This window comes from Sinobaca sp. SA16-1 (genome assembly GCF_059510515.1).
This window is the reverse complement of sequence record NZ_JCAKFL010000002.1, coordinates 20,196-45,730: the sequence shown is the minus strand read 5'-3', so window position 1 is coordinate 45,730 and position 25,535 is coordinate 20,196. Positions and strand designations below refer to the sequence as shown.

The 25,535-nt window shown below is 48.9% G+C and carries 26 protein-coding genes and 1 riboswitch; of the genes, 6 read left to right on the top strand and 20 right to left on the bottom strand.

The genetic code is table 11. From position 1 onward, the window contains the following. Nucleotides 1-545: 545 nt before the first annotated feature. The 3 genes from AC5W2J_RS04335 to AC5W2J_RS04325 form a co-directional block, all read right to left on the bottom strand. Nucleotides 546-1,076, bottom strand: a complete 531-nt coding sequence (locus tag AC5W2J_RS04335; protein ID WP_496058265.1) for a macro domain-containing protein — start codon at nucleotides 1,074-1,076, stop codon at nucleotides 546-548. 418 nt (nucleotides 1,077-1,494) lie between these two features. Beyond that, nucleotides 1,495-3,219 (bottom strand): ABC transporter ATP-binding protein, encoded by a 1,725-nt coding sequence (locus tag AC5W2J_RS04330; protein ID WP_496058264.1) that lies wholly within the window; start codon nucleotides 3,217-3,219, stop codon nucleotides 1,495-1,497. Between the two features lie 241 nt (nucleotides 3,220-3,460). Beyond that, nucleotides 3,461-3,553 (bottom strand): hypothetical protein, encoded by a 93-nt coding sequence (locus AC5W2J_RS04325; RefSeq protein WP_496058263.1) that lies wholly within the window; start codon nucleotides 3,551-3,553, stop codon nucleotides 3,461-3,463. Nucleotides 3,554-3,690: 137 nt separating this feature from the next. Here AC5W2J_RS04325 and AC5W2J_RS04320 point away from each other — a divergent pair, with 137 nt between their 5' ends. Continuing rightward, the gene (locus tag AC5W2J_RS04320; RefSeq protein WP_496058262.1) at nucleotides 3,691-3,873 is read left to right on the top strand and encodes a hypothetical protein; all 183 of its coding nucleotides are present in this window, start codon (nucleotides 3,691-3,693) and stop codon (nucleotides 3,871-3,873) included. A gap of 224 nt (nucleotides 3,874-4,097) precedes the next feature. Here AC5W2J_RS04320 and AC5W2J_RS04315 read toward each other — a convergent pair whose 3' ends face one another. The 10 genes from AC5W2J_RS04315 to AC5W2J_RS04270 form a co-directional block, all read right to left on the bottom strand. Further along, nucleotides 4,098-4,670 (bottom strand): TetR/AcrR family transcriptional regulator, encoded by a 573-nt coding sequence (locus AC5W2J_RS04315; protein ID WP_496058261.1) that lies wholly within the window; start codon nucleotides 4,668-4,670, stop codon nucleotides 4,098-4,100. Between the two features lie 115 nt (nucleotides 4,671-4,785). Continuing rightward, on the bottom strand, nucleotides 4,786-6,126 hold the full coding sequence (locus AC5W2J_RS04310) for a permease family protein (RefSeq protein WP_496058260.1): 1,341 nt from the start codon (nucleotides 6,124-6,126) through the stop codon (nucleotides 4,786-4,788). A 101-nt stretch (nucleotides 6,127-6,227) separates the two neighbouring features. Beyond that, nucleotides 6,228-7,202: a quinone oxidoreductase family protein gene (locus AC5W2J_RS04305; protein ID WP_496058259.1), complete on the bottom strand. Its 975-nt coding sequence runs from the start codon at nucleotides 7,200-7,202 to the stop codon at nucleotides 6,228-6,230. Nucleotides 7,203-7,221: 19 nt separating this feature from the next. Next, complete coding sequence (locus AC5W2J_RS04300; RefSeq protein WP_496058258.1) at nucleotides 7,222-7,980, bottom strand: SDR family NAD(P)-dependent oxidoreductase; 759 nt, start codon at nucleotides 7,978-7,980, stop codon at nucleotides 7,222-7,224. Nucleotides 7,981-7,993: 13 nt separating this feature from the next. Continuing rightward, nucleotides 7,994-9,769, bottom strand: coding sequence for an acyl-CoA dehydrogenase FadE (locus AC5W2J_RS04295; protein ID WP_496058257.1), 1,776 nt, complete (start codon nucleotides 9,767-9,769; stop codon nucleotides 7,994-7,996). A gap of 11 nt (nucleotides 9,770-9,780) precedes the next feature. Beyond that, the gene (locus AC5W2J_RS04290; protein WP_496058256.1) at nucleotides 9,781-10,509 is read right to left on the bottom strand and encodes a 2-phosphosulfolactate phosphatase; all 729 of its coding nucleotides are present in this window, start codon (nucleotides 10,507-10,509) and stop codon (nucleotides 9,781-9,783) included. Then, nucleotides 10,506-11,570, bottom strand: a complete 1,065-nt coding sequence (locus tag AC5W2J_RS04285) for a phosphotransferase family protein (RefSeq protein ID WP_496058255.1) — start codon at nucleotides 11,568-11,570, stop codon at nucleotides 10,506-10,508. Before AC5W2J_RS04285 ends, AC5W2J_RS04290 begins: the two co-directional genes overlap by 4 nt. Nucleotides 11,571-11,580: 10 nt before the next feature. Then, on the bottom strand, nucleotides 11,581-12,444 hold the full coding sequence (locus AC5W2J_RS04280; protein ID WP_496058928.1) for a 3-hydroxyacyl-CoA dehydrogenase family protein: 864 nt from the start codon (nucleotides 12,442-12,444) through the stop codon (nucleotides 11,581-11,583). Between the two features lie 13 nt (nucleotides 12,445-12,457). After that, nucleotides 12,458-13,231, bottom strand: a complete 774-nt coding sequence (locus AC5W2J_RS04275) for an SDR family oxidoreductase (protein ID WP_496058254.1) — start codon at nucleotides 13,229-13,231, stop codon at nucleotides 12,458-12,460. Next, the gene (locus AC5W2J_RS04270) at nucleotides 13,228-14,454 is read right to left on the bottom strand and encodes an acyl-CoA dehydrogenase family protein (RefSeq protein ID WP_496058253.1); all 1,227 of its coding nucleotides are present in this window, start codon (nucleotides 14,452-14,454) and stop codon (nucleotides 13,228-13,230) included. Before AC5W2J_RS04270 ends, AC5W2J_RS04275 begins: the two co-directional genes overlap by 4 nt. A gap of 159 nt (nucleotides 14,455-14,613) precedes the next feature. On the opposite strand from AC5W2J_RS04270, the gene AC5W2J_RS04265 reads away from it, so the two are divergent. Then, complete coding sequence (locus AC5W2J_RS04265) at nucleotides 14,614-14,997, top strand: DUF302 domain-containing protein (RefSeq protein ID WP_496058252.1); 384 nt, start codon at nucleotides 14,614-14,616, stop codon at nucleotides 14,995-14,997. Nucleotides 14,998-15,014: 17 nt separating this feature from the next. After that, the gene (locus AC5W2J_RS04260; RefSeq protein WP_496058251.1) at nucleotides 15,015-15,317 is read left to right on the top strand and encodes a rhodanese-like domain-containing protein; all 303 of its coding nucleotides are present in this window, start codon (nucleotides 15,015-15,017) and stop codon (nucleotides 15,315-15,317) included. Nucleotides 15,318-15,365: 48 nt separating this feature from the next. Here the strand turns inward: AC5W2J_RS04260 and AC5W2J_RS04255 are convergent, their stop codons facing one another. From AC5W2J_RS04255 to AC5W2J_RS04230, 6 genes are all read right to left on the bottom strand, one after another. Continuing rightward, nucleotides 15,366-16,190 (bottom strand): MBL fold metallo-hydrolase, encoded by an 825-nt coding sequence (locus AC5W2J_RS04255; protein WP_496058250.1) that lies wholly within the window; start codon nucleotides 16,188-16,190, stop codon nucleotides 15,366-15,368. Nucleotides 16,191-16,276: 86 nt separating this feature from the next. After that, nucleotides 16,277-18,580, bottom strand: coding sequence for an EAL domain-containing protein (locus tag AC5W2J_RS04250; RefSeq protein ID WP_496058249.1), 2,304 nt, complete (start codon nucleotides 18,578-18,580; stop codon nucleotides 16,277-16,279). Between the two features lie 42 nt (nucleotides 18,581-18,622). Continuing rightward, nucleotides 18,623-19,510 (bottom strand): chemotaxis protein CheV, encoded by an 888-nt coding sequence (locus AC5W2J_RS04245; protein WP_496058248.1) that lies wholly within the window; start codon nucleotides 19,508-19,510, stop codon nucleotides 18,623-18,625. Nucleotides 19,511-19,648: 138 nt separating this feature from the next. Continuing rightward, nucleotides 19,649-20,434, bottom strand: a complete 786-nt coding sequence (locus AC5W2J_RS04240; RefSeq protein WP_496058247.1) for a SurA N-terminal domain-containing protein — start codon at nucleotides 20,432-20,434, stop codon at nucleotides 19,649-19,651. 98 nt (nucleotides 20,435-20,532) lie between these two features. Further along, nucleotides 20,533-21,339 carry an ABC transporter ATP-binding protein gene (locus AC5W2J_RS04235; RefSeq protein WP_496058246.1) on the bottom strand — a complete coding sequence of 269 codons (807 nt, stop codon included), beginning with the start codon at nucleotides 21,337-21,339 and terminating at the stop codon, nucleotides 20,533-20,535. A 65-nt stretch (nucleotides 21,340-21,404) separates the two neighbouring features. Then, entirely contained in the window at nucleotides 21,405-21,827 is a 423-nt protein-coding gene (locus AC5W2J_RS04230) for a hypothetical protein (protein ID WP_496058245.1), read from the bottom strand. 144 nt (nucleotides 21,828-21,971) lie between these two features. Continuing rightward, nucleotides 21,972-22,073: riboswitch (purine riboswitch) on the top strand. 93 nt (nucleotides 22,074-22,166) lie between these two features. Here AC5W2J_RS04230 and AC5W2J_RS04225 point away from each other — a divergent pair. From AC5W2J_RS04225 to AC5W2J_RS04215, 3 genes are all read left to right on the top strand, one after another. Beyond that, nucleotides 22,167-22,757 carry a xanthine phosphoribosyltransferase gene (locus tag AC5W2J_RS04225; RefSeq protein ID WP_496058244.1) on the top strand — a complete coding sequence of 197 codons (591 nt, stop codon included), beginning with the start codon at nucleotides 22,167-22,169 and terminating at the stop codon, nucleotides 22,755-22,757. A 23-nt stretch (nucleotides 22,758-22,780) separates the two neighbouring features. Beyond that, a complete protein-coding gene (locus AC5W2J_RS04220) occupies nucleotides 22,781-24,301 on the top strand; it encodes an NCS2 family permease (protein WP_496058927.1) in 1,521 nt (506 codons plus the stop codon). A 113-nt stretch (nucleotides 24,302-24,414) separates the two neighbouring features. Then, complete coding sequence (locus tag AC5W2J_RS04215) at nucleotides 24,415-25,284, top strand: SDR family oxidoreductase (RefSeq protein ID WP_496058243.1); 870 nt, start codon at nucleotides 24,415-24,417, stop codon at nucleotides 25,282-25,284. Nucleotides 25,285-25,307: 23 nt separating this feature from the next. On the opposite strand, the gene AC5W2J_RS04210 is transcribed toward AC5W2J_RS04215, so the two are convergent. Next, nucleotides 25,308-25,526 carry a WYL domain-containing protein gene (locus AC5W2J_RS04210; RefSeq protein ID WP_496058242.1) on the bottom strand — a complete coding sequence of 73 codons (219 nt, stop codon included), beginning with the start codon at nucleotides 25,524-25,526 and terminating at the stop codon, nucleotides 25,308-25,310. Between the last annotated feature and the right edge of the window lie 9 nt (nucleotides 25,527-25,535).

Sequence of the window (25,535 nt, the reverse complement as noted above, 5' to 3'; positions counted from 1 at the left end):
ATGACGAACAATGTCAAGAATCAGGATTTCATTCAGGAGATTTATTTTTAACTCATTAACAATACGAATGGTTGTAGGGGATAAAAAGGATTCACAAGCCCCCTCCTTTGTATTCCTCTCATTTAATCAGGCGATTTTTTGTTAAGAATCCAGGCGAACAGAAAATAGATTACAGCAATAGTACACCCAATCAAGACGAACGTTTGATTTGAACTTAGAGAATTGCCTTGAAAAAAATGAAAAAGCACATTTATGTAGGATAAAGCTCCAAGAATAACAAGTATTATCATGATCGCGTTTAAAACAGGATTTTTAAACAACAAAGTAAACTCTCCAATTAATAGGCACTGATAAAAAGCCTCTCACCATTAAATAGTGGAGTAAACCAATGGGCAGCTTTTACTTAAGGTTTTGCTGACATACTGCATTTCTTACAATAAGAAAACCTCTATTTGTTATTGAGGTTCTGGAGTTAAATTGTAATGCAGTGGAACAAGACTATCAAAGAAATGCCTGTTACATGACTAGAAAGGCTGCTGTTTGTTTTAAACGATTGTTTTGAGTAAACGTTCATAAACAGAGGCATCTGTCTTGCTGAATAATACAAAGCGAATATGCTTCACATGCTGAAGAGAGGGAATCATCTCCAGTACAGCATGCAAAGCTGCAGGGGCTGCTTCCTCCAAAGGGTACCCGAACGCTCCTGTTGATAAGGACGGGAAAGCCACACTTGTAATCGTATTCTCTTCCGCCCTTTTTAAAGCCTCTGTGTAACAGCCGGTCAACATTTCCTCTTCGGGTTTATCTTTTCCATAGACAGGTCCCAGGCAGTGAATAACATAGTGGTTGGGAAGATTGAAGGCCTCTGTAATCACCGCTTCTCCGGGCCTGATAGGGGCGTATTTTTTCCCGGCTGCGGCCAGCTTTGGTCCCGCTGCCCTGTGAAGAGCTCCGGCTACTCCACCCCCCATTTGAAGTTCGGCATTAGCTGCATTGACGACGGCTTCCATATCTGTCTGAGACGCAATATCTGCTTGGACGACTTCGAGAAGAACCCCGTTCCTCTGCTTTTGCATGCGATCCCTGCTTTCTTTCGTGTTTTTATAAAACATTTCCCGTTCTAGTGATTTTTAATCAGCGTACAGCCCCTCTTTTACAAAAGAAAGCTGATTCCTTTTTTATATTTCTGTTATAAAACACAAAAAAACCTGCCCGGTGATGGACAAGTTCTGGATATATAAAGTATCAGCGGTGGCCGTGGTAATCGTTAATCATCTGCATAATGGACTGTTCCTCCTGATTCGGTGTGTACCTGCTTTCGTTGTCTTTTCCCATTTCTTTTCTCATAAGAGAAACCTCCTCGATTTGTTTGTTATAGGTTAATTAGAAGTATAGTTTATTGTTATAATACAGTCAAGCGTTTTTAAAAATAAATTTTAATTATTCTGAAAAATAATGTCAAAAAAAAGAAGCTGTGAAGGGCTTCTTTTTTTATTACGCGTATTCAAATGGAAACTGGGATTGGTATAAGCGTGTGTAGAGTCCATTTTCCGCCAATAATTCGGCATGGGAACCCCGCTCGACAATGCCCTTTTTGGTCATAACAAAAATAGCGTCCGCCTGCTTAATAGTCGCCAGTCGGTGTGCAATAATAATAGTCGTTCGTCCCTCGGAAAGCTCTTCGAGGGCGGTTTGAATCAGTGCCTCTGTTTCGGTATCCAATGCAGAAGTGGCTTCATCTAGGATAAGGATAGCCGGATTTTTCAAAAACATGCGTGCAATTGACAGACGCTGTTTCTGCCCGCCGGATAGTTTTACCCCGCGCTCGCCTATTTTTGTATCCAGGCCGTCCGGGAGAGCCGCGACTACGTCTCTGAGCTGCGCTTTTTCAACGGCTCCCAGGATTTCTGTTTCCGATGCGTGCAGCTTTCCGTATGCAATATTGTCGCGGATGGTGCCGTCAAACAAAAATACATCCTGCTGAACAATACCGATGTGGCTGCGCAGCGACACCATATTTATATCTTTAATATCGATGCCGTCTATTGTAATACGTCCCCCGGTTAGTTCATAAAAGCGGGGCAGCAGGTTGCTTATCGTTGTTTTCCCCGAACCGGATGGACCGATAAACGCTGCCGTGGTTCCGGCAGGAATAGACGCATTGATGTTACGAAGCACCGGCGTTTGGCTGTCATAGGAAAATGAGACATTTTCATAGCGGATGTCGCCGTTTACCTGGACCGGCGTTTGCCCTTCGGAAGCTTCAGCATTTGTTTCGGTCGCATCCAGTAAATCCAGGTAGCGTCTGAAACCGGCGATTCCTTTCGGGTACATTTCCATGACGGCATTTAGCTGCTGGATCGGTTTAATCATGACGTTGGTCAGGAGGACAAAAGCCACAAATTCTCCATTCGTAATCCGGTTGTTCATAATCGACCAGGTACCGGCCATCAACACAAACAACAGCAGGAATTTCATCATAATCTGGCTTGATGTGACGTGAAGGGCCATGATTTTGTAAGAATCCAGCTTGGAAGCACGAAAACGCCCGTTGTCTTCCGCAAAACGATCGATTTCAAATTTTTCATTGGCAAACGCTTTGACAACGCGGATACCGGTAATGTTGTTTTCCACTCTCGCGTTGAAATTTCCAATGTTTTTGAACATAGACGACATGGCGTATGCCATCTGTTTGCCCAACACGTAGGTTAATGCAATAAACACCGGTACGAGAATAAACGTCATGACCGCCAGCCGCCAGTCGATCGTAAGCATAATCGTAAACGCACCGATAAGCGTCATAAACGCGACAATAAATTCTTCCGGTCCGTGGTGGGCAACCTCGCCGATATCCATCAAATCGTTGGTCAGGCGTGAAATCAGGTGCCCTGTTTTTGTTTCATCGTAGTAGGACAGGGGCTGCTGCTGCAGACGCTCAAACAGCTCACGCCTCATGTCTGTTTCAATATTAATGCCCAGCATGTGGCCCCAGTAGGCAATCACATAATGAAAGCCGCCGTTCAGCACATACATGACGAACAATGCGGCGCTGCCCCAGATAATCCAGTTCCAGTTTTCGTTTGGAAGCAGGTCATCAATAATACGGTTGACGGCAAGCGGAAAAGCAAGTTCCAATAAAGCCGCCAGCACGCCGCAGACGAGGGTAAAGAAAAATAATTTTTTGTAAGGCTTATAGTATTGGGCAAAGCGACGAATCATTTAATAAACCTCCTGTTTATTCCATTGGGGCACCGGTCATTTTCTCTACAGTCAGGTAATCCTCGTATGTATCCAGATAATAAGACGTGGTTCCGACCAAAATTCATGATAATGATAATCGTTTTCAATTAATTATATATAGTATGCATGAAAACAACAAGTTCTTTTTCATCAAACCGGGAGATCGACATATGGCTGCGCAAAAAAGCTGCCCGCCGAAGCGGACAGCTTAATGGTAACCTTATTGAAATGATTTGACGCCGAGGTAATAATTCTGCCAGTAGCTGTCATTCACATTGACTGTTTCCACGTCGGAGCTTCCAGAATGAATCATTTGACCATCGCCGATGTAGACGCTGCTGTGGCATACGTGCCTTCAAAGGAAATCACATCGCCGACAGACGGGCTGCTTTTAAACGTGCCGTCATTTTCCCACATCTGAGCGTAGGTACGCGATATATCGATGCCGTTTTGATTAAATACGTAGTTGTCTGCGCCGGTTCCGCTGTTTCAGCCGCGGCCTCGTTTTGTACTGCTGTGGCATTGGTTGTACCCGGATCTGCAAAATCAGAAGCTTTTTCACTTACTGTCGGGCTGAATGCCAAAGCAGTAAGGATGGCAGATGATACTAAGTATTTACTTGATTTACGTTGAAAACTGTCATGATGTATCTTCCTTATGATCGATGGCCATTTATGAAGCCATAGCAATCATAACAGAGAATGACAGTGGGTATATTTCATTTTATTTACAATATCGGAACAATATGAAAATTCCCCATAATTCATTAAATTAATTCGTAGTAATTGAACTATTTTAATTGATTATTCGTAATATTGTTATTTTATGTATATAACATAAATTAAAAACCCCCTGGTTTAGGGGGTTCCTGCCAATATGCCGTGCAGCAGCATATCTACAAAATAATCGGCTGCTTCCCGGTCGCTTAGTTCACCGGCCGGATCAAACCACTGGTAACTCCAGTTGGTAATGCCGAGGAGTGCCAAAGCGGTCAGCGCAGGATGAAGCTCCTGCCGGAATTCATTGTTTTTGATCCCTTCTGCAATCACCTGCTCGATCTGCTGGCGGAATTGATTTCGTTTGCCGGCGATCAGCGAATACCCGGTTTCCTGCAGGTGCCTCATTTCCCGGTAAAATATGCGGGCACTCGCCCCGTCCTCTTTAATTTTTGTGAGCAGCAGAATGACAGTGGCTGTTAGTTTCTCACAGGCGGACTGGGGTGTTTTTTCATACAGCGCCTGCTGTTCGGCCAGAAGGTTTTCAATATAGTCCAGATGAATTTCCATTAACAGCGATTCTTTGCTCGTAAAATAATAATAAAAGGTTCCTTTCGTCACGTGTAACGATTCGACGATATCGGAAATCGACGTATCGGAAAATCCTTTTTTCTGAAACAAAGCAATGGCCTGCTGTTTGATTTTTTTTCTCATGAGTTGTCCCCGCATTCGTAAAGGTATGTGTATAAGATACCACGAAGAATCCGGGGAAGAGAATCCTTCGTGCGTGTGCAGCGAAATATACCTTATTTTTCACCTTTCAACCGCGCTACTCTTCTTTGATACTATCAATGCTTTTTCTGCTTCCCAGAAGCACGATATACAAAATAACTCCTGCACCAATTCCCCAGGCCGGTCCCTGCAGGGCTGTTAAAACGCCGATAAACAGGGTGATCCCGCGTTCCGTGTTGGTCTGAATGAGCGACATCGCCAAATAGGCACAGGCAAATCCTGTCAATAAAAGCGTAAGCGACAGGGCAACTTCTAATAAAGGAAGAATTAAACTGATCACAGGCATTAAAAATCCAACGGGCAGGGCAAGCAGGTAAAAGTTAATATTGCCGGTAAAAATGGAGTCCATGACATCCCGGCCCTGTTTGTAGCGTTCAATCACATACACCTGGACGCCGGTCCAAATCGGGCCGTGTAACGGGATAAACGCTCCAGCTGTAAATAAATAGCCGATATTCCGGAAAACCAGCGCATAGTGGGTACGCGTGTAATTCACCCGGATTTTCTCATCTTTTCTGGAGGAAGCGGCTGATTTAATTAATCCATCTGCTACTAATAAATCTCCAAATACCAGAATATAGATACTTAAAGCAATGGGCACAGCGCTAAGCAGCATGCCCCAGCTTGGAAGCCCGACACCGTAAGGAGTTAACAGGGCAAACATATCTCCAAACTGCGGAACAAAAAATCCCCATTCCATCACAAATTGAATCTCTCCAGCCAGGCTTCCAACGATGCCTGCTGTAATAAAGCCAACCAGCAGCACATTGGCCGCCAGCAGTCCTTTTATACGCTTGTACTTGATTTTCTGAAATGGAATCGAATATAAAATAAGCAGAACGACTATCCAGGCGCTGATTAACGTGAAAGGCAGCGACTGCACCCGTTCAAATTCCGACATAAAGGCAGCAATGGCCGCCCCCATAATAACCCCTGCTTTTAAGGTATTGGGGACTAAACGATTAAATTTATCCCCGAGGCCGGTTACGCCGAAAAATAAAAACAAAAAGGAGAGGACGATCATAACCGCCATCATGGCAAGAACGGCCTCCTGGCCGGGCGTAAATCCCCCTAAAAAGATAATGACCAGCGGCAGGGCGGGCGTAATCCATCCCGGCGCATGGGGTTCGCCAAATAACATCGTATGGCTCCATACCCAGAATAATTGAATGGACATCGTTGTCCAGGCTACTTCAAAGCTGACGTCAAAAAACTGCATCATCAGCGGGGCAAGCGAGCCGCCGGTAGCGGTGGCAATAATGGCTCCCTGAATGAGAATAGGAAGGGAAATTCCTACATGTACACCTGGGATTCTCGTAGTAAAAGGACCCCAGTTCAAGCCGGGCTGTTCGTATCCGTATTTTCTTTTTTTGGGCATTCTCTCATCCTCTCTTACAATTCAGATGGAAGGTTCGAATGTGTATGAATCCTCTGGTTGATTTCCCGGTTGGTCCGCCGGCCGGCTGACAGCCATACGCTTTATGTTCTCAGTATAATTTTTCCGGTAGTCTGCCGGTCCTGCATAAGAGATTGGGCCCGCGCGGCCTGGTCAAGCGGAAATACTTCCCCAATCGGCAGTTTCAAGTCTCCTTCCTGCAGAAAAGTGAACAGTTCCTCCAGGCTGCGCTGCATCAAATCCCGCCGTTTCATAATCTGTGGAAGAAAGAATCCAATCACCGACTGATTGGCTCCCATTAACCGGCCGGCATGAAGGCGGCTCGGTTCCCCGCTTGCGGAACCAAAAACCACGAGGCGTCCAAATGGCGCGAGACAGTCCAGCGTCCGGCTGAATATATCGCCGCCGGCCATTTCCATCGCCACGTCCACGCCTCTGCCGTCTGTCGCTTCCAGCACCTGTTGTTCCCAGCCGTCTTCCGTGTAATTGATCAGCACGTCTGCCCCGAGCTCTTTAGCATAGGCCAGTTTCTGCGGCGTACTGGCGGTGGCAATGATCTTTCCGGCACCAAATCGTTTAGCCAGTTGTACAGCAATACCGCCGACGCCTCCTGCAGCGGCATGCACAAGAACGCTTTCTCCCTGCTCGAGCCGGCCCATCGTTTTTAGTACATGATACGCGCTTAGTCCCTGCAGGGGAAAAGCCGCGGCTTGATCAAAGTCAAGCGAATCCGGAATCGGGATAATCGCCTGTTCATTAACGGCGGCAAATTCGGCATAGCCGCCGTCCGTAATCAGGGCCGCGACCCGGTCTCCCGGTTGGAAGCGGGAGACTTCTTCTCCTATGGCTTCGATCGTGCCGGCAATTTCCGATCCCGGGTAAAAAGGAAGCGGCGTCGGTACGACATATGCTCCCTGGCGGCGGGCAATATCAGCATAGTTCATGCCAATGGAGTGGACCCGCACGAGCACTTCTTTCGATGCCGGAACCGGCTGTTCTTTTTCTACCTCTTCAACTACTTCCGGTCCCCCGTAAGCTTTATACTGTATAGCTTTCATATAAGCGCCTCCTGTTTTTTTATTTAATCATCCAGCCGCCGTCCACGAGCACGTCTGAACCTGTCATGTATGATGCTTCATCAGACGCAATAAACGCGGCAACATTGGCGATTTCTGCAGCGCTGCCTGGTCTTTTCAGCACCGTGTTGTGCTGAATCGCCTTTTGGAATTTTTCATTTTTTAAATTTTCTTCAATTAACGGAGTGTCGATAAAGCCGGGTGAAATCGAATTGGCGCGGATTCCGTAAGGGCCCAGCTCCAGGGCCAGCGCTTTCGTGAAATGCATGGCGCCGGCTTTGGCTGCACTGTAATGCGGAATGTACGCGCCGGCTTTGTGGCCGGATAAAGACGCAATCGTCACGACCGCCCGGCCGGTTTTTTCCGTTTCCCGTTCGGCTTCCGCTGACATAATGGCACCAAGTGCCTTTGAGACGAGAAATACGCTTTTTAGGTTCACATCCTGAACCGCGTTCCACTCCTCCTCGGTCGTATCCATAATTCTGGAATGTTTGGAAGCCCCCGCTCCATTGACCAGAATATGGAGCCCGCCTCCTTCTTCTTCAATAAATGCCGCCAGTCTCTGTACTTCGCCGGCATTCGTTACATCCGCTGCGAATACACTGGCGCCGGGAATCTCTTTCGCCGCCGCTTCCAGCTTGGCCAGGCTCCGGCCGACGAGAATAACGGACGCTCCTTCTGCTGCCATCTTTCTGGCTGTTTCTTTTCCTATGCCGCTGCCGCCGCCGGTAATAACGGCGGTTTTGCCTTCAAAACGCATACCGATCTCCTCCTTATCCCTGATAACGCCCGGCTGTATACTGCTCATCTGCGATAAACCGCAAATTATCCCGTATCGGCCGGGCCCTTTGATACGATGCACAGACTTTATAAATCGCATCTGTCAGCTCTGTTTTTTCCTGTTCTTCCCCGATTTCCAGGATAAGCGCGCGTGCTGTACGTTCGGCCTGTTCGAGGCTTGTGTACAGGCAGACAGACGTCAGTGCCTGCTTTCGTTGATGTGGGGCTTCCCCGTCTTTTTTGTGTGCGGTTATCGTTCGCAGCAGCGCCGACTCCGCGGCATACAGCTGAATGGAAAGCTCTGCCAGGCTTATCAGCGTTTCCTGTTCGTTTTTTATTTGTTTTCCATACGTACGCAGTGAGATTCCCGCGCAGACAAGAAGCATCTCTCTGATTGCTTCCACCGCCCGCTGTTCGTGTGCGAGCGCGCCGGTTTCTGCAGGCTCCGGTTTCTGGAGGTTTGTAGCGGCATCGTGTGCGAGGGCACCGAGGTCGATCTCTCCTTTGGCAGCCAGGCGGAATAGAGGCGTCGGCACGAGCAGCCGGTTGATTTCATTGGTTCCTTCAAAAATGCGGTTGATACGGGAATCGCGGTAGGCCCGTTCGATTCCGTACTCTTCAATGAAACCTGCTCCTCCATGCAGCTGCAGCGCTTCATCCACGACCAGATCCAGTGTTTCCGATCCATACACTTTGCAGATAGCACACTCGACGGCATATTCTCTCAGCTTCTGGTTAATGGCTTTATGCTCCGTTTCCGTATAAAGGTCTCCAAGCGCCTCTTCGAGAAGACCGGCTGTCCGGTACTGCATGCTCTCCGCCGCGTACAGCCTGGCTGCCAGTCGGCCTGTTTTTTCTTTTGTAGCGGTAAAATCTGCAATCCGGCTTCCAAACTGCCGGCGCTCCAAAATAAAACCCATCGTCTTTTTAAAGGCCGCTTTGGCTCCTCCGACGCAGGCAGATCCGAGATTAAACCGCCCCAGGTTGAGAACATTTAAGGCAATCAGATGGCCCTGTCCCACGTCTCCCAACAGGTTTTCGCGGGGAACGATACAATCTTCGAGAATGACGCTTCTCGTCGACGAGCCTTTGATGCCCATCTTTTTTTCTTCAGGACCAAGCGTTAACCCGGCAAAAGTTTTTTCGACTATAAATGACGTAAAGTGCTCTCCATCTACTTTGGCGTACACGATGAACGTGTCGGCAAAAGCGGCATTTGTAATATACAGTTTGGTTCCGTTTAACAGGTAGCTTTGTTTGGCTTCCGACCAGACGGCGGTTGTCTGCGAAGCGAGCGCATCCGATCCGGCATTAGGCTCGGTCAGGCAGTAGGCGCCCAAATACTCGCCTGAAGCCAGTTTCGGCAGGTAGCGCTGCTTTTGGTCTTCGGTGCCGTAGTAGGTAATCGGCAGTGTCGCGATACACGTATGATTGGAATGCGCGACCCCGTAGCTCGATGTGCCTCCCACCGCCTCTCCAACAATAGCTTTACTTATTTTGTCCATCCCAAGACCACCGTGGGATTCGGGGACGCTGTGGCCAAGCAGGCCAAGGTCTCCTGCTTTTTTTAACAACGTGGTTGTTGTCGTAAAATCCTGCTTTTCAATCCGGTCTATTTCCGGGCGTACGTCGTTTTCTACAAACCGCTCGGCCGTTTTGGCAATCATCAGATGTTCTTCGGTCATTTGTTCCGGAGCAAACGCGTTTTCCGGGGCATTCCCGCCTATCATAAACGAGCCGCCCGGATGTTTGATTGTTGAGTGCTGCATATGTTTCCTCCTTATAAAAAAGATTGGTTGGTGATGCTGTCGTTTGTATACCGGCAGATAGCTGAACTGCTGTTAGTGTTTGCAGCATAGTCCAGGTCTTCGTTCATGTTATAGTCAAGCAGCTTTTTTCCTACGTGGGATGACTGCAGCACGCTCCGGGCGCTCGGCCCATTCTGGTACACACTCAGCGCCGTGCGGGCGGCATCCGTCATCGTGCACGCTTTACCGGCAAGCACTGCTTCAATCAGGCAGCCGGCCCCGTACATGTCCTCGAGGCTGATTTCTCCTGCATTGCCTGCCGCGGTGATCAGCAAGGTGGACGGCTTCGATTTAGCGGCCAGTACCAAAGCAAGCGCGTGGGCATTTAAGAGCGACCCTGCGTATACTTCTTCTGCATTCTGGAGCCTGCGCAGTGCCGCCGTGCCGTTCGTCGTAACCAGAATAACGGTTTTTCCTTTGGCCTGCGCAGACAGATGAACCGGCCCCGGATAAACAAATCCTTGTATCGGAAGCGCCTGCTCTTCCCCGGCCAGAATATACGAGTCCGGCGGAAGAGAAGATGCGTGCTCGAGAGCCTCTCTCTGCGTGGCGGCCGGGATCACCCGGATGGCTCCATTTTCGAGGCAGGCGGCAATCGTCGTGGTCGCCAGCAGGACATCGACCGCGACCGCTATCTTGGAACCGCGGACGAGCTGAGCTTCCTCTATCTCTTCTTTACGCGTCAGCACATGAATATTCACGAACGGCCGCCTTTGTCGGCTAGCTTTTGTACAGCTTCGTTCATGAGGGTCTGCACCGTTTGGCCGAAGGAAGCAAACCGCGGATCCGACGTTTGCCCATTTTGATAGCGGTAATAAATCTGCTGGGCAATGACCGCCAGCTTAAAGTAGGCAAAAACAAAATAATAATCAATGCCTTCCGGATCTCTGCCGCTTTGTAAGCTGTACTGGTGCAGAAATTCATCCCTGGTATAAAAGCCGGGATGCACGGTAACCGGCGTACCTCCAAGCGCCCGCTTCATCGTTTCCGGATCCGACGCCTCAATCCAGTAACTCAGCGCTACGCCAAGATCAGCCAGGGGATCGCCCACCGTTGCCATTTCCCAGTCAAACAATCCTTTCATTTCCTCTAGGTCTTCCGTAAACATGGCGTTGTTTAATTTGTAGTCGTAATGAATCACGGTCGTTTCTTTTGAGGCCGGGAGGTGGTCCTGCAGCCACTGCATCAGCTGCTCTGCCGCTGGAATATCTTCGGTGGCGGCCCGCTGGTAACGGGAGATCCACCCTTCCACCTGTCGTTTTAAAAAGCCGTCGGGGCGGGTGATATCGACGAGCCCGGTTTGTTTATAGTCAATCCGGTGAAGCTCGGCAAGCCGTTCCACCATCTGCGCGGAAATAGTCCGGCATAAGGCCGGCTCCGGCTCGATATGGTCGGGAAAGCGGGTATCAAGCACTACCCCGTGCTTTCGTTCCATAATAAAAAACGGCGCCCCGACAATAGAGGTGTCCCCGCTGTAAGTGATGGGGACCGGTGCGGCTTCATAATAGGGAGTGATTTCTTTTAAAAACGTGAATTCGCGCTCCATGTTATGAGCTTTCGGCGCAACGGGACCGAGCGGCGGCCGGCGCAGCACCGCTTCCCAGCTTCCGACAGACAACGCATAGGTTAAGTTGGAATGCCCTTCAGCAAACTGGGTCACCTGCATGGTGCCATCCGGCAGATCCGGAATCCGGGAGCGCAGAAAAGCCTCCAGGCGGTCCTGATGCAGTTCTTCTCCTGATCGAACGGGAATTGTCGTCATATCGTGCCTCCTAAGAAGTGTAGGTGTACCAGCCCTGCCCGGTTTTTCGTCCCAGATTCCCTTGTTTTACTTTCTCTTCCACGCAGGCGGCCGGTTTATCTTCGGGATCTTTGGTTTCCTGATAGCGCTGCTGCTGGACGAAATACCCCACATCGATTCCAGACAAATCCATCAGCTCAAACGGCCCGATTGGATGGCGCAGCGCTTTTTTGACAATCGTATCAATCTCTGTGTAATCGGCGATGCCTTCTTCATAGAGGTGCACCGCTTCTTTTTGGAGGGCACCGAGAATACGGTTGGCCACAAAGCCGGAAATTTCCTTTCGAAGCAGGACCGCGGTCCGGTTCATCCGATGGCTCACGGCCATGGCCGCCTGCGCGGTTTCTTCGGAAGTCTCATCACTCATGACGACTTCCACGCAGTCCATAACGAGCGGCGGATAGAAAAAGTGCATGTTCACGACACGGTCCGGCCGATTGGTGGAAAGCAGGCTGTTGACAATAGTTGAGCTGTTCGTCGCCAGCACCGTATGAATGGGTGCCCATTCATCTAATTGGCTGAAAACCTGCTGCTTGATGTCGAGCTTTTCCACAACCGCTTCAATAATAAAATCCGCTTGACCTGCGGCCTGCTGCAGGTCTTCGGTGAACGACAGCCGTCCAAACGCTTCCTCTTTTTCCTGTTCGGTAATCTTTTGTTTCTGTACCCAGCCGGTCATCAGCTTTTCCAGCGTTTGTCCGGCTTTGTTCAGATTGTCTTTGTCGATGTCGCAGAGAATGGTTTCGTATCCTCCGAGCGCCCCGAGCATGGCAATCTGATGGCCCATCTGCCCTGCTCCAACAACAGTAATCGTTTTAATGTCATTCATGCGTATCCATCCTTTCTTGTTAACGTACGTGCGACCCGCCGTCGACGATGACGACGTCGCCGGTGACATAATCAGAAGCTTTCGATGCAAGAAACAAAACGACCCCTTTTAATTCATCCGCTCCGCCAAAACGGCCGAGCGGGGTATCGTCAAGAATTGCTTCGCCCCCGTGCTCCATGATGACTTTGGACATTTTGGTTGGGAAAAATCCGGGGGCCACGGCATTCACATGTACGTTGTGCTGCCCCCATTTGGAAGCCAGATCTTTCGTAAACGTAATAATGGCGCCTTTACTTGTGTTATAGCCGATCGTATCCATTACGTCGGGGGCGGAGCTTTTCAGGCCGGCCACAGACGCAATATTAATAATTTTACCGGCCTGCTGCTCGATCATGACACGCCCGGCGGCCTGGCTCATTAAAAAGGTACCCGTTACATTGACATTCATCACTTTCTGCCAGGCTTCCAGCGGCATATCTGCCACCGGTGCCCCCCAGGTGGCCCCGCTGTTATTAACGAGAATATCTATCGAGCCGAATCGGCTTTTTGTTTCGCTGATCACATGATCCACCTGCTCCTGGTTCGTTACATCACAGGCAAAGGCTGCTGTCTGCACACCCTTTTTTGCAAGCAGGGCTGCCGTTTCTTCACAGGCTTCAAGCTTGCGCGAACAAAGCACAATATTCGCTCCGGCCTCCGCCAGCCCTTCGGCCATCTGTAAACCAAGCCCTCTTCCTCCGCCGGTCACAACCGCGGTTTTTCCCTGCAGCGAAAATAAATCCAGTACATTCATTTGGTTTCCTCCTTCAGCCGGTGTTTTTTCAATTCGAGGCGGGCAATCTGGGCCCGGTGCACCTCATCGGGTCCGTCAGCGAGGCGCAGCGTTCTGGCATTCGCCCACTGGGCGGCCAATGGAAAGTCGTCTGAGACGCCCGCTCCTCCAAATGCCTGGATGGCACGGTCGATCACACGCAGTGCCATGGACGGTGCGACGACTTTAATCATTGCAATGTCAGCCTTGGCTTCTTTATTGCCGACTGTATCCATCATGTAGGCCGCACGCATGGTCAGCAGGCGCGCCTGTTCAATGTCTATGCGGGAATCAGCTATCCATTCCGCCACTACGCCCTGCTCGGACAATTTTTTCCCGAACGCTTCGCGCTCCTGCACGCGGCGGCACATGTATTCCAACGCCCGCTCCGCTGCCCCGATCAATCTCATACAGTGATGAATGCGCCCCGGCCCGAGCCTTCCCTGGGCGATGGCAAATCCTTTCCCTTCGCCCCAGATCATATTGGCTTCCGGCACATAAACATTCTCAAATGTAATTTCCGCATGCCCGTGCGGTGCATGATCGTATCCAAACACGGACAGGGTGCGTTCAATGGTGATTCCGGGAGTGTCAAGCGGAACGAGGATCATTGACTGTTGTTCATAGCGCGGAGCTTCCGGATCCGTTTTTCCCATGAAAATAGCTATTTCACAACGGGGATCACCGGCACCGGAGGACCACCATTTTGTGCCGTTCAGTACATAGCCCCCGTCCGTTTTTGTAATGCGTGCCTGAATATTAACGGCGTCTGAAGAGGCCGTGTCCGGTTCGGTCATCGTAAAACAGGAACGGATATCACCATTTAGCAGCGGAACGAGCCACTGCTGCTTTTGTTCCTCGGTTCCGTATTTAGAGAGCACTTCCATGTTGCCGGTATCCGGGGCACCGCAGTTAAAGACTTCAGGTGCCAGCAGAGAACGTCCCATGATTTCACAGAGCGGGGCGTACTCCTCATTCGTGAGACCGGCGCCGTGCTCACGGTCCGGCAGAAATAGATTCCAGAGACCGGCCTGCTTGGCCTTTGTTTTTAATTCTTCCATCACGGGAGGAATCCCGCTCCAGCGGGTTTCCATTTCATTTAACTGCTGTTCGTAGACCGCTTCATTAGGATACACATGTTCCTCCATAAATGCAGTCAGCTGCGCATGGAGCTGTTGTACTTTCGTCGAATAAGAAAAGTCCATCTGCTTCCTCCTTCATTATACTAACCGGTCGGTATGTTGATAGTATAGCAAATTATGTAAGCGGATACAAAAACTATTTTATATAATGGCCGTGCTTGACAATATACTCCGCGGGGTATATTATTATGAATAGTAACTCATTTGAAGGAGGTATACAGAATGTTTCATTATACCGTTAAATCGTCTAAAACCGTTCAGGAAGCTGTTGCCTCGCTGGAACAGCACCTGCAGAGAGCAGGGTTTGGCGTCTTGTGGGATTTTGACCTGCAGGCTAAGCTGATCGAAAAAGGAATAGAATTTCCAGAACCCTACCGTATTCTTGAAGTTTGCAATCCTAAAGAAGCAGAAAAAGTCCTGCACCGCCATAAAGCAGCCGGTAATTTTCTTCCGTGCAAAATTACCGTGTATGAAGAGAATGGGGTTACCCATATTGGCATGCCTCGGCCTACCGTACTCATTGGATTTATAGAAGATAAAGAATTAAAAGAAATAGCCGCCGATGTCGAACAGCGCATGACACAAGGTATCGATTATTCCAAATAAGAAAGGCAGAGAAAATAATGACAGAAAATATGACGATCAAACAGATGACCCCAAATGAAGTAGAGGCTTCCGCCGATTCTTTCATCATCGATGTCAGAGAACCGAATGAAACAGCTTCCGGGTATATCCCGGGTGCCCGCCTGATTCCCCTTGGTGAATTGTTGACCCGGCTGGACGAATTAGAGGCTGACACCGAGTATACGATGGTATGCCGGTCCGGCAACCGCAGCGGTCTCGCCGCCGGATGGCTGCAGGAACGCGGCTACCGCGTGAAAAATATGCAGGGCGGCATGCTCGAATGGAACGGTCCTATCGAATAAAAGACAAAAAAAGGAACAGCTTATTAAACAAAGCTGTTCCTTTTTGTGCTATTTTTTCTCTTTTTTCGGTACGGCCTTCTCAACAAAATGATCAGCTAAATCATGAAGCCGGCGGCGCAGGTCTTCGCCTTCCATCATCCGGCCGTGTCCAGTCAGAGCTTTTTCCGGCTCAAGCCCGGCCAGCTTTTTCACAGAGGCTTCTGCGTCGCTCCAGTTTTCCGTTAAATATTTAGGCGGACCGTTCAGCTCGGGTTCCTGGGCCATCACCTTGTGTAAGGACTCCTGCTTGACGGTAACAAACGCATCCCCGGCCAGGAGAATCCGGTCTTTTTCCCTGAACAGGGAAATATGGCCTTTTGTATGACCCGGGGTGTGATACCAGGTCCATTCCGGGAAAAACGGAATGGAGCCGTCTTCTGGAAGCGCATGAACATGCTCACTAATATCTACGGCTTTCCGGGAGAAAGCAGGCGACATCTTCGCGATGAGTCCCCTGGCCGCCCCGGGATCTGCTTTTGGATAATCTTCCTGTCCCGTTAAATGAGGCAGTTCCAGCGTATGGGCATATACAGGAACATCTTCCTCCCAGCCTTTGATTAACTGATGCAGGTTTCCTACATGATCAAAGTGAGCGTGCGTTAAAATGATGGCTTTCGGTCCGATATTGGAACCAAAGCGCTGGTTCATCGCATGCTTGACGCGCTCAAGCGTCCCCGGCATGCCGGTATCTACAATAATCCAATCGCTGTGCTTGGAAGGATTACCAAGCATATACAGATTGGCAATCTGTGTGGTGTACATATAAACATCCGGTGCCACAGCAAGACCTGTATTGGATATTTCTGAGGTAATTGGAATATAATTGTTCTTCATCGGATAAGCAGCCTCCTTGTAAAGTATAGTTACTTATCCTATTTACCTCTTAGGCTGACTTTAAACATCTTCTCCCCATCAGTCTGCTATAGCAGCTTCCGGCAGGTTTCTTTTTGAAGGTAAAGGGTTACTTCATCCGGAGCAAGGGCCGGGCTGAACCAGAAACCCTGAATAGTAGAGGGATAGGTTTTAGACAAGTAGTGTACCTGTTCTTCTGTTTCAGCGCCTTCTGCCACCAGTTCAATGCCCAGCTTCGTGCATAGCTTATGCACGGAAGCAAATAATGCAGCATCAAAAGGAGCAAAGGGCAGGTTTTTAACAAACGCACGGTCCAGCTTAAGGGTATTGATAGGGATTTCTTTTAAGTAAAGAAGGTTGGATGTGCCTGTTCCAAAATCGTCCAGGGCCAGTTTAATGTCCCGCCTGCAGAGCTCGTTGGAAAAATCCATCGTCGTTTTTAAATGGTCACTAAGCATTTCTTCTGTAATTTCGAGCTGAAGCGGCGTGCGTTGAAGGTCGACGGTTTCTAAAATGGCATCCAGCCGTGAAAAGAACACCCTATTTTTCATCTGAGTTTTAGCTACATTGACAGACAAAAGAATGGGAATGTCCCGATCACTGTTCCATACAGCCATCTGCTTCAAGCCGGTTTCGAGCACCAACATGCCCAGTTCATCCATTAAGCGGAGCTCCTCAATCATAGGAAGGAATTTACACGGGGCCAGCAGTCCCCGTTCCGGATGCTCCCACCGCACTAAAGCTTCCATGCCCTTAATCGTGTGGTCGGCTCCATTTATAATAGGTTGATAATGAACGACAAATTCTTCGTTTATAAAGGCGCGGCGGATATCATTTTCGTGAAGCACGTATTCTTTGTAATACGCTTTATTTTCTACTTCTTTATAATACCGGTAGCTGTTTTTCCCCTGTTTTTTCGCTTCGTACATAGCAATATCTGCCGACTGCAGCAGCTGCTCGTAAGAGGCGCCGTCTTCCGGGTATTCACTGATGCCGATACTGCCGGAAATAAAAACACGGTGTTCTCCAATTAAAAAAGGTTTTTCCAGTTCTTCAAGCAGCAGTTCATACGGGAATACAGCAGAGGAAGGCACGATAATAACAAATTCATCCCCGCCCATACGGATAACGGCTGCGCCTTCCGGGGTATGATTTTTCATGCGCCGGCTTGTTTCTATTAATACCTCATCGCCTGCTTTATGGCCGAATGTATCGTTTACTTTTTTAAAATGATCCAGGTCAATGAATAAAAGCGAAAATTTTTCATTTTGGTTCATTTGTTTATCCAGTTCTTTTAATAAATAAGAGCGGTTGTACAGATGGGTCACCGGGTCACGGTAAGCCAATTCATGCATATGACGGTGAGAAAGTCGAAGCGAATCAATCAGGCTGTTGGCCGAGTTTTGCAGGGTCGTGATTTCATCCCTGCCGTTTACAGCGACACTGTCTTCAAACATGCCTTTCTGTTCAATGGCATTTAAATTGCCGGACAGCGCCGTTATTCTTTTTAAAATAGAGCCGTTGAGCAGAACAATCAGCAGCATCGTTAGAATTACCATGCCGCCGGTATACGAAAACAGCAGCGTATTGATCGTTTGAGCGCCCTGATTGTAAATCGTTCGAGGCTGTTCAAACGTAAAAGCTGCGGCACTGGATGCGTTGGCATAGGGCAGACGGTATTCGCTGGACAGCAGGCCTTCCTCCGACACCGAAACATTCCGGTAAGGTTCTGTGGCCGCACTGCTTGAAATGGATTGAAACTGCAGCGGAGCCTGAATCGCCGCAGCCATTGAGTCAATATAGCGGCTGTTTACTTCCCGTCCCATAATCAGCGTTCCATTGGAACCGGAGTTGGTGCTGGTAGCTTGAATAGGGAGAGCGGAGATCATGTATGTTTCTGTATCATATTGGTAAAGCTTTGCTTCTCCCATCATGAGCCGGCTGAATGTTTCCATTACATTGGCCTCGTTAATGGAAAGTGCTTCGAGTCCTTCTTCCGGGGCACCCGGCTCCTGTTGACTCTGGCTGAATAAGACGTCTTTTTTTTCATCGATTATCATTATAAAAGATAACTTGCCATTATCAAGTGATTCTCCGCCCAGGTTACTCGTTATATACCCCTCATCCCGGCCTCTGCTCTCCACAAAAGCATATGTATCATCCCAGGACGCCCAGTCGCGGTTAAAATTTAACAGCTGTTCCTGTTCGTTTGCAAGCAGCTCGGCCAGACGGTCAATGTTTTCCTCCGCTCCCTGTTCTTCAATCGAACGGAACTGCTGCAGCAGCATCGGATAAAAGATGCCTACCAGCAGGGAGAATAATAAAAACCCGCTGCCGGCGACAATCCATACTAATTTTTTCTTTATGCTCATCTCTCTCGCCACCCTCCCCTGAAACAAAGGAGCACTCTTTATTTAAAATAAAAGGTTGTCCATTTTTTGAATCAGCGTCTGGATTTCCGGCTTACTTACCTGTTCATCTGCACCTACTTTTACGCCTTTATGGTAAAGATCCTCTGTAATGAGGGAAGAAAAGAGAATGACTGGTATATTTTTGGTTTTTTCCAGTTCTTTGATTTTTTTGGTTAAGTGATGGCCGTCCATTTTAGGCATTTCAATATCAGATATCACAATATCCGGCACTTTTTCTCCTTCAGCCAGCTGTCTCCAGGCATTTTCCCCGTTCGTGCTTTTGGCGATCTGTTCGTAGCCGGCGCGCTCGAGCGTGTCCAAGATAAGCTGCTGCAGAATCGGCGAATCTTCCGCCACCAGTACGCGTTTGGCGGCTCGTTCGGGACGAAGGCCTCTGACGATCGTATCCGGCTGAATGCCCGCCTTCGGGTTAATGTCACTGATCATCTTTTCATAATCAAGCAGCAGCGTCATGCCTTCTTCTCTTTTAATAACGCCGATCGTATGGGAATGGGTCCCCTGAATCAGCTGCTCCGGCTCTTCAATTTGCTGCCAGGAAATCCTATGGATACGGGAAACCGACTCCACGTGAAAGGCGACCTTCATTTGGTTAAGCTCACAGATAATATACTTATCGGTTCCCGCTCTTTCATGCGTATAGCCAAGTACTTTGGCGGTATCAACGACCGGCATGATTTCATTTCTCAAACGGATAATGCCTTCTACGTGCGGATGGGCGTTTGGTGTTTTTGTGACCGGCAGCGGCTGGATAATTTCCCTTACTTTTAATACATTAATACCATATGTTTCTTCACCAATAGAAAACATGACGATTTCTAGTTCATTTGTTCCACTTTCCAGTAGAATTTCATCTTTTTCACGGGTTTTCATCCGAATTCCTCCTCGATATTCTAAAAAAATAGGACTTTTGTTTTATTTTATCCTATTTCTACAATAGTACAAGAGAAATTTTTCTGTAAAAAAACAAACTGTCCGCTGCGGACAGTTTGTTTGGAATTTGTATCGGTTTTAGAGGTGGATCGTAACATCCGCGTCGTCGCGAAGTTCTGTTACGAGCTCCTGGACACGTTCGTTTTCTTTTTCCGCCCGTACCTGTTCTTCTACCTGCTCTCGTTCAGGTGCAGGTGTTTCAGGAGCATCTTCACCAGCCTGCTCGGCCATGGCGGCCTGCTGTTCTTCCATGGCTACCATTTGTTCATCTATTTCGTCTTCGCTCACTTCAATACCCTCGGATTCCTCTTCAATAAGCTGTTCCACCCGGAGGGATTCTTCAATCTGTGCGCGGAAGTCGTCTTCTGTGAAGCCCTGTTCTTCCAAAGCAGCTTCATAGTCTTCATCGTTTTCAAACTGCTCTTTCTGCTGGTTTAAAATTTCATCTACTTCTTCGGTGTCCGCTTCGTAGTCACGGTTTTCTGACTCCTGCACAAGCAGGCGCTGTCCGACAAGCTGTTCTGCCGTGGAAGCTTTCAGCTCCTCTTCCATTTCCCCGTCTTCGTCTTGTTCCTCAAGGTTCATTCCCTGCATGGAAAACATGGATAATGTCGTTGTATACGCTGTTTCAAACTCATCTTTTGTAATTTCTTCGCCGTTCACTTCAGCGACTACGTCGGGAACATCGTCAAGGTTTACTTCCGGCTCCTGCGGCTGTTCCGCTTCCTGGCCTTCCGATTCTGCACTTTCCTGCTGTTCTTGTTCTTCATCCGATCCTGCTTCTTCTTCGGATTCTCCCCCGCATGCTGCAATCACGGAAAGAGAAATTGCCATACTGGCCGTTAATAACCATTTTTTACTCAAAGAAAAGCTCCTTTCATATCTATACTGTTCCGTATTGTAACATACTTCCAGGGTGGAAAGATAACGGAACGCCTGCTCTCACCTGCGTGTTCAAGGATTTACTGCACCGGTTTTCCAGTTTTGATTCGAAGCCAGGGCCGCTCTTCTTCCCATGTAACAGATGCCTGAACATCAAAAGCGTCCGAGATGAGCGCATTGGACAGTACGTCTGTTTTGGAACCGTGACAGAGCAGTTCTCCGTCTTTTAAAAGCGCCATGTTGATGACCGCCGGCGGCAGTTCTTCAATATGATGGGTCACGTATAAAAGCGTCGGGGCATTCGGTTCACTCAGCGCCCGCTGCAGCAGCTCGAGCAGTTCTTCTCTTCCTTTTACGTCAAGGCCGGTGCACGGCTCATCGAGAATCAAAAGCCTTGGCTGAATCACCCAGGCGCGTGCCAGCATCACACGGCGTTTTTCTCCCTGGGACAACCGGCTGTATGGTGTATCGGCATAACTGCCGACTTGAAAAAGATCGAGGCATGTCTGGGCATAAACGACTACCTCTTCTTTAGGATCGTCGTACAGGCCGATCGACGCGAAATAGCCGCTGATCACCACTTCAATTGCCGTATCGCTGCTTCTTGCCCGGTAGCGGTCATCCAGCGCATCGCTCACCCAGCCGATTTCCCGGCGCAGCTGCTGCATCGGGACCTGGCCGTGTTTGCCCATCCAGCTGTGAACGGTTCCTTCCGTGGGCCAGATATAGCCGGTTAACAGCTGAAGAATCGTTGTTTTTCCGGATCCGTTTAAACCGAGCAGTCCGGTATGTATACCCGCTTCCAAAGAGAATGTAATATTTTCAAGCCTGGTCTGTCCGCCGGTTCGTACACTGACCTTATGCAAATGAAATAATTCCTCTGGCATCGTTATCTCCGCCCTTTTTCTTTTCAGTATACCAAAAATGATCCGGCCCCCGCCGGATCATTTGATTATTCGTTTGACGTTTTGTAGATTCTCCAGCCGAGCCGGTCAAAATACTCATCAATCACATCATCATTTGGTTTTGCATTCGGTTTGTTAACCGCCCGGGCCACGCTGTAATGATATTCCGAGACCGTATCCAGCGTATCTGCTTCCGGCATCAGGATGTTTCCATTATCGAGCTCATAAAAACGGAGCTGTTCAATAAAAGACGCTCCAAGGCGGACGTCAAAAAACACTTCACGTCCTTTGCTGCTTCCCGTTTTTGTGAACCAGTCTTTGCTTACCTCTTCTGTGCCGCGTTCTTTACAGAAGTGAATCGAGACACTTAGGTTTTCTTTCAGCGTGTACACTTGATGGTATTCATCATACAACCAGTTCTCGCTGTTGCCATTATGCACAATCAATGTTTTGAAATCTTCATAATTCAAAAAATGACCCCCTTTGTCTTTTATATGCAGATGCATACCGCATTCCCCTGCCTGCTTCTCTTTAAACGAAGAGAGCATCCCGGTATTTAAAAAGCCGGGCTTCTCAAGACGGGTGTCTTCGTCTATAATAGACTCTTATGTATAAATATATATTTTTTTATCTCTCGTATAATTGCGGAAATATGGTCCGCGCGTTTCTACCAGGCTGCCGTAAACGGCCTGACTACGAGTGCAGCGACGGTATTTTTTTGTATGCGGTCCGCCTGTCACTCGATCCGTCGGGAGGCAGGCTTTTTTTGTTTATAAACGAGCAGATAACTTAAAAAAAGGAGCAGAATAATGGAACAATTAAAACAGGCAATTATCGAACGCGGCAGTGTGCTGTCCAACCATGTTCTCAAAGTGGATACGTTTTTGAATCATCAAATCGATACTGTATTAATGGCTGAGGTAGGAGAAGAGTTCGCCCGGCTTTTTCAGGAAGACGGCATTACTAAAGTATTAACCATCGAGTCCTCCGGTATTGCGCCAAGCTTTATGGCAGCCACTAAGCTCGGGGTTCCGCTCGTGTTTGCGAGAAAACGAAAGTCTTTAACGATGGATGAACATGTATTTGCCAGCAGCGTGTACTCGTTTACCAAACAGCAGGAATCCGAAATTGTCGTATCCAAAGATTTTCTCGAGCCGGGAGATCAGGTACTGATTTTGGATGACTTCCTTGCCAACGGCCAGGCGGCCAAAGGCTTAATCGATATCGTCGAAAAAGCGGAAGCGGTCGTTGCCGGTGTCGGCATTGTTATTGAAAAGTCTTTTCAGCCGGGACGCGAACAGCTTGTAAACAGCGGCTACCGGGTTGAATCCCTGGCACGGGTGGAATCGCTTGAAAACGGGCGCGTAACCTTTGTGGAATCACATGCCCCCATTAAATAAGAAAAGAGAAGGTGAAGCAGCACATGAACGACCAGACGGTTCATTATCCGTGGTTTAAGCGACAGGATCTTGATGCCTTTTTTGCTTTGTTTCAAAACAACCTCGCCAACTTTGTCGTGATTACCGTAACAATGCTTGGTATGGGGTTTCCCGCTTCGATCGTGTTTGGCAAAGTAATTCCCGGGACGGCAGTTGCCGTGATGGCGGGGAATTTATATTACGCCTATATGGCTTCCCGACTTGCTAAAAAAGAAAACAGAAGCGATGTGACGGCCCTGTCCTACGGCGTGAGCACGCCGGTGATGTTTGTCTTTTTATTCGGCGTGCTTGCTCCGGCTCTGGCGATTACCAATGATCCGGATCTAGCCTGGAAAATTGCCGTAGCTGCCGCTTTTATAAGCGGCCTCATTGAAGCTCTCGTCAGCTTAACCGGCAACTGGATCCGCGATCACCTTCCCCGCCCGGCACTTCTCGGAGCTCTGGCTGGTGTGGCTTTTTCATTTATTGCCGGTGAAATGTTGTTTCATACGTTTGCTATTCCTGTTGTTGGGCTCGTTGCCCTGGCGATTATCCTTGTCGGCTTTGTTGGAAAAGTCGTGTTTCCTTTCCGGATGCCGGCTTCTCTTCTGGCTGTGGTCGTTGGTACTATTCTGGCCTTTGCGCTCGGACATCAAAGCCCGGGGGAAGTAGCCGAAGGGTTTTCCAATATGGGCTTTTATCCGATTCTGCCCAGCCTGGCCGCGTTTGATGGAATGACGTTACTATTTGGAGCAGCAGTTGGACTGCTTGGTGTACTGCTGCCTATTACGATCTACAACGCTATTGAAACGATGAATAACGTAGAGGCGATGGCCGCAGTTGGAGATTCGTACGATGTCCGGGAATGCCAGGCTGTTGATGGCACCGGTACCATGCTCGGCGCCGTGTTTGGCGGATTGTTTCCTACGACCGTTTACATAGCAACGATAGGCTCTAAAGAAATGGGAGCCGGGCGCGGCTACAGCCTTCTAAACGCTGTGGTGATACTGGCGGCCGCTGTGACCGGCATGATTGCAGCGCTGTCTGCCCTGATTCCGCTTGCTGCTATCGCCCCGGTGCTTGTCTTTGTCGGTATGTCGATGGTAGCCGCCGCTTTTTCAACCACCTCCAGCCGATACTTTCCGGCAGTTGCGCTTGCTATGCTGCCGTATCTGGCCAACTATACGATGACCCGCTTTAACAATCCGGCCGGGGAAGTAGTAGCTGATATTTCAGAAGGGATCGTTCCTCTCGGACAGGGTGCCCTATTTACCGCGATCCTGCTCGGTGCAGTAACGGTTTCGATAATTGACCGGGAATGGCGGCGCGCCGTCCTGTTCACTTTAACAGCGGCAGTGTTTTCGTTTGCCGGGTTTATGCATGCGCCGGCACTCGCCTGGAATGCAGCCCCTGATTTCACCGCAGGCTATCTTGTTGTCGCTGCTTTCTTCGGCCTCTGCGCCTGGCAGCAGCGGCACCAGACGAAAACAGACCAATTGAATAACCAAGAACGTCGAGTGTCATAAAAAAACCGGGTTCCTTTTAAAAAAGGACCCGGTTTTTGCTGACTTCTGTTTGAGTCTGCAGCAGCAGGGGTACTGCTTATTATATTCACCCAATAACAAGGAGGCAGAAATAAATGGAATTTAAAGATAAACAACAGGACGGCCAGCCCGTTCAGCAGCAGCATAAACAGCCCGGTGAAGTGGAAAAGATGGATCCGAAGCCGATACATGATAACCTGGAATATAAGGGTGCCGATAAACTAAAAGACAAGATAGCGCTCATTACCGGCGGGGACAGCGGCATTGGAAAAGCAGCTGCTATTGCCTACGCCAAAGAAGGGGCGGATCTTGCAATCGTCTACCTTGATGAGCATGAGGATGCAGAACAGACGAAAAAAGAAATAGAAAACTACGGACGTCGTTGTCTGTTACTGCCGGGCGATGGCGGGGATGATGCGTTTGCCAAACAAGCGGTGGAAGCTACGATTAAAGAATTCGGCCGTCTGGATGTATTAATAAACAATGCCGCCGAACAGCACCCACAGGAAAAAATTGAAGACATTACAAAAGAACAACTGGAAAAAACGTTTCGCACCAATGTCTTTTCGATGTTTTATTTCATTCAGGCAGCGATGCCTCATTTAAAAGAAGGGGCGGCCATTATTAATACGACATCCGTTACAGCATATGACGGCTCCGCCGGATTAATTGACTACTCTGCCACAAATGGTGCGGTGACCACGCTGATTCGTTCGCTTTCCACCTCGCTTGCATCCAAAGGCATCCGCGTGAACGGTGTAGCTCCAGGACCTATCTGGACGCCGCTGATTCCTTCCACATTCGGAGAAGATAAAGTCGAGAGCTTCGGCACGAACACACCGATGGGACGGCCGGGACAGCCGGCGGAACTGGCACCGGCGTTCGTAATGCTTGGCTCCCAGGACTCCAGCTACATGACCGGCCAGGTCATTCATGTTAATGGCGGGCGGTTTGTAACCACTTAAACAAAAAGAGATACCCTGTCTGTTTATATAACAGCGGGGTATCTCTTTTTTATTGGTTGAATGGCCAGAATGCAGCGTTTCCGAAACGACCGGACCGCTTTTTTAGTATGGCAGTAAGCCACGATGCGTTCTGTTTCATTTTTGTATATTGTTATTGTCCGCTGCGTAATGCCGCTTTTGCTCTCATAAACGAGCTGAAGCGGCATCTGCTCCTCTATTGCTCTTTCAATCATTCCCTCCATCATCCCCGC

Coding starts and splice junctions, on each gene's coding strand:
- AC5W2J_RS04335 (WP_496058265.1), bottom strand. CDS start 1,076: ATGCAAAAGCAGAGGAACGGGGTTCTTCTCGAAGTCGTCCAAGCAGAT.
- AC5W2J_RS04330 (WP_496058264.1), bottom strand. CDS start 3,219: ATGATTCGTCGCTTTGCCCAATACTATAAGCCTTACAAAAAATTATTT.
- AC5W2J_RS04325 (WP_496058263.1), bottom strand. CDS start 3,553: ATGATTCATTCTGGAAGCTCCGACGTGGAAACAGTCAATGTGAATGAC.
- AC5W2J_RS04315 (WP_496058261.1), bottom strand. CDS start 4,670: ATGAGAAAAAAAATCAAACAGCAGGCCATTGCTTTGTTTCAGAAAAAA.
- AC5W2J_RS04310 (WP_496058260.1), bottom strand. CDS start 6,126: ATGCCCAAAAAAAGAAAATACGGATACGAACAGCCCGGCTTGAACTGG.
- AC5W2J_RS04305 (WP_496058259.1), bottom strand. CDS start 7,202: ATGAAAGCTATACAGTATAAAGCTTACGGGGGACCGGAAGTAGTTGAA.
- AC5W2J_RS04300 (WP_496058258.1), bottom strand. CDS start 7,980: ATGCGTTTTGAAGGCAAAACCGCCGTTATTACCGGCGGCGGCAGCGGC.
- AC5W2J_RS04295 (WP_496058257.1), bottom strand. CDS start 9,769: ATGCAGCACTCAACAATCAAACATCCGGGCGGCTCGTTTATGATAGGC.
- AC5W2J_RS04285 (WP_496058255.1), bottom strand. CDS start 11,570: ATGACGACAATTCCCGTTCGATCAGGAGAAGAACTGCATCAGGACCGC.
- AC5W2J_RS04275 (WP_496058254.1), bottom strand. CDS start 13,231: ATGAATGTACTGGATTTATTTTCGCTGCAGGGAAAAACCGCGGTTGTG.
- AC5W2J_RS04270 (WP_496058253.1), bottom strand. CDS start 14,454: ATGGACTTTTCTTATTCGACGAAAGTACAACAGCTCCATGCGCAGCTG.
- AC5W2J_RS04265 (WP_496058252.1), top strand. CDS start 14,614: ATGTTTCATTATACCGTTAAATCGTCTAAAACCGTTCAGGAAGCTGTT.
- AC5W2J_RS04260 (WP_496058251.1), top strand. CDS start 15,015: ATGACAGAAAATATGACGATCAAACAGATGACCCCAAATGAAGTAGAG.
- AC5W2J_RS04255 (WP_496058250.1), bottom strand. CDS start 16,190: ATGAAGAACAATTATATTCCAATTACCTCAGAAATATCCAATACAGGT.
- AC5W2J_RS04250 (WP_496058249.1), bottom strand. CDS start 18,580: ATGAGCATAAAGAAAAAATTAGTATGGATTGTCGCCGGCAGCGGGTTT.
- AC5W2J_RS04245 (WP_496058248.1), bottom strand. CDS start 19,510: ATGAAAACCCGTGAAAAAGATGAAATTCTACTGGAAAGTGGAACAAAT.
- AC5W2J_RS04235 (WP_496058246.1), bottom strand. CDS start 21,339: ATGCCAGAGGAATTATTTCATTTGCATAAGGTCAGTGTACGAACCGGC.
- AC5W2J_RS04225 (WP_496058244.1), top strand. CDS start 22,167: ATGGAACAATTAAAACAGGCAATTATCGAACGCGGCAGTGTGCTGTCC.
- AC5W2J_RS04220 (WP_496058927.1), top strand. CDS start 22,781: ATGAACGACCAGACGGTTCATTATCCGTGGTTTAAGCGACAGGATCTT.
- AC5W2J_RS04215 (WP_496058243.1), top strand. CDS start 24,415: ATGGAATTTAAAGATAAACAACAGGACGGCCAGCCCGTTCAGCAGCAG.
- AC5W2J_RS04210 (WP_496058242.1), bottom strand. CDS start 25,526: ATGGAGGGAATGATTGAAAGAGCAATAGAGGAGCAGATGCCGCTTCAG.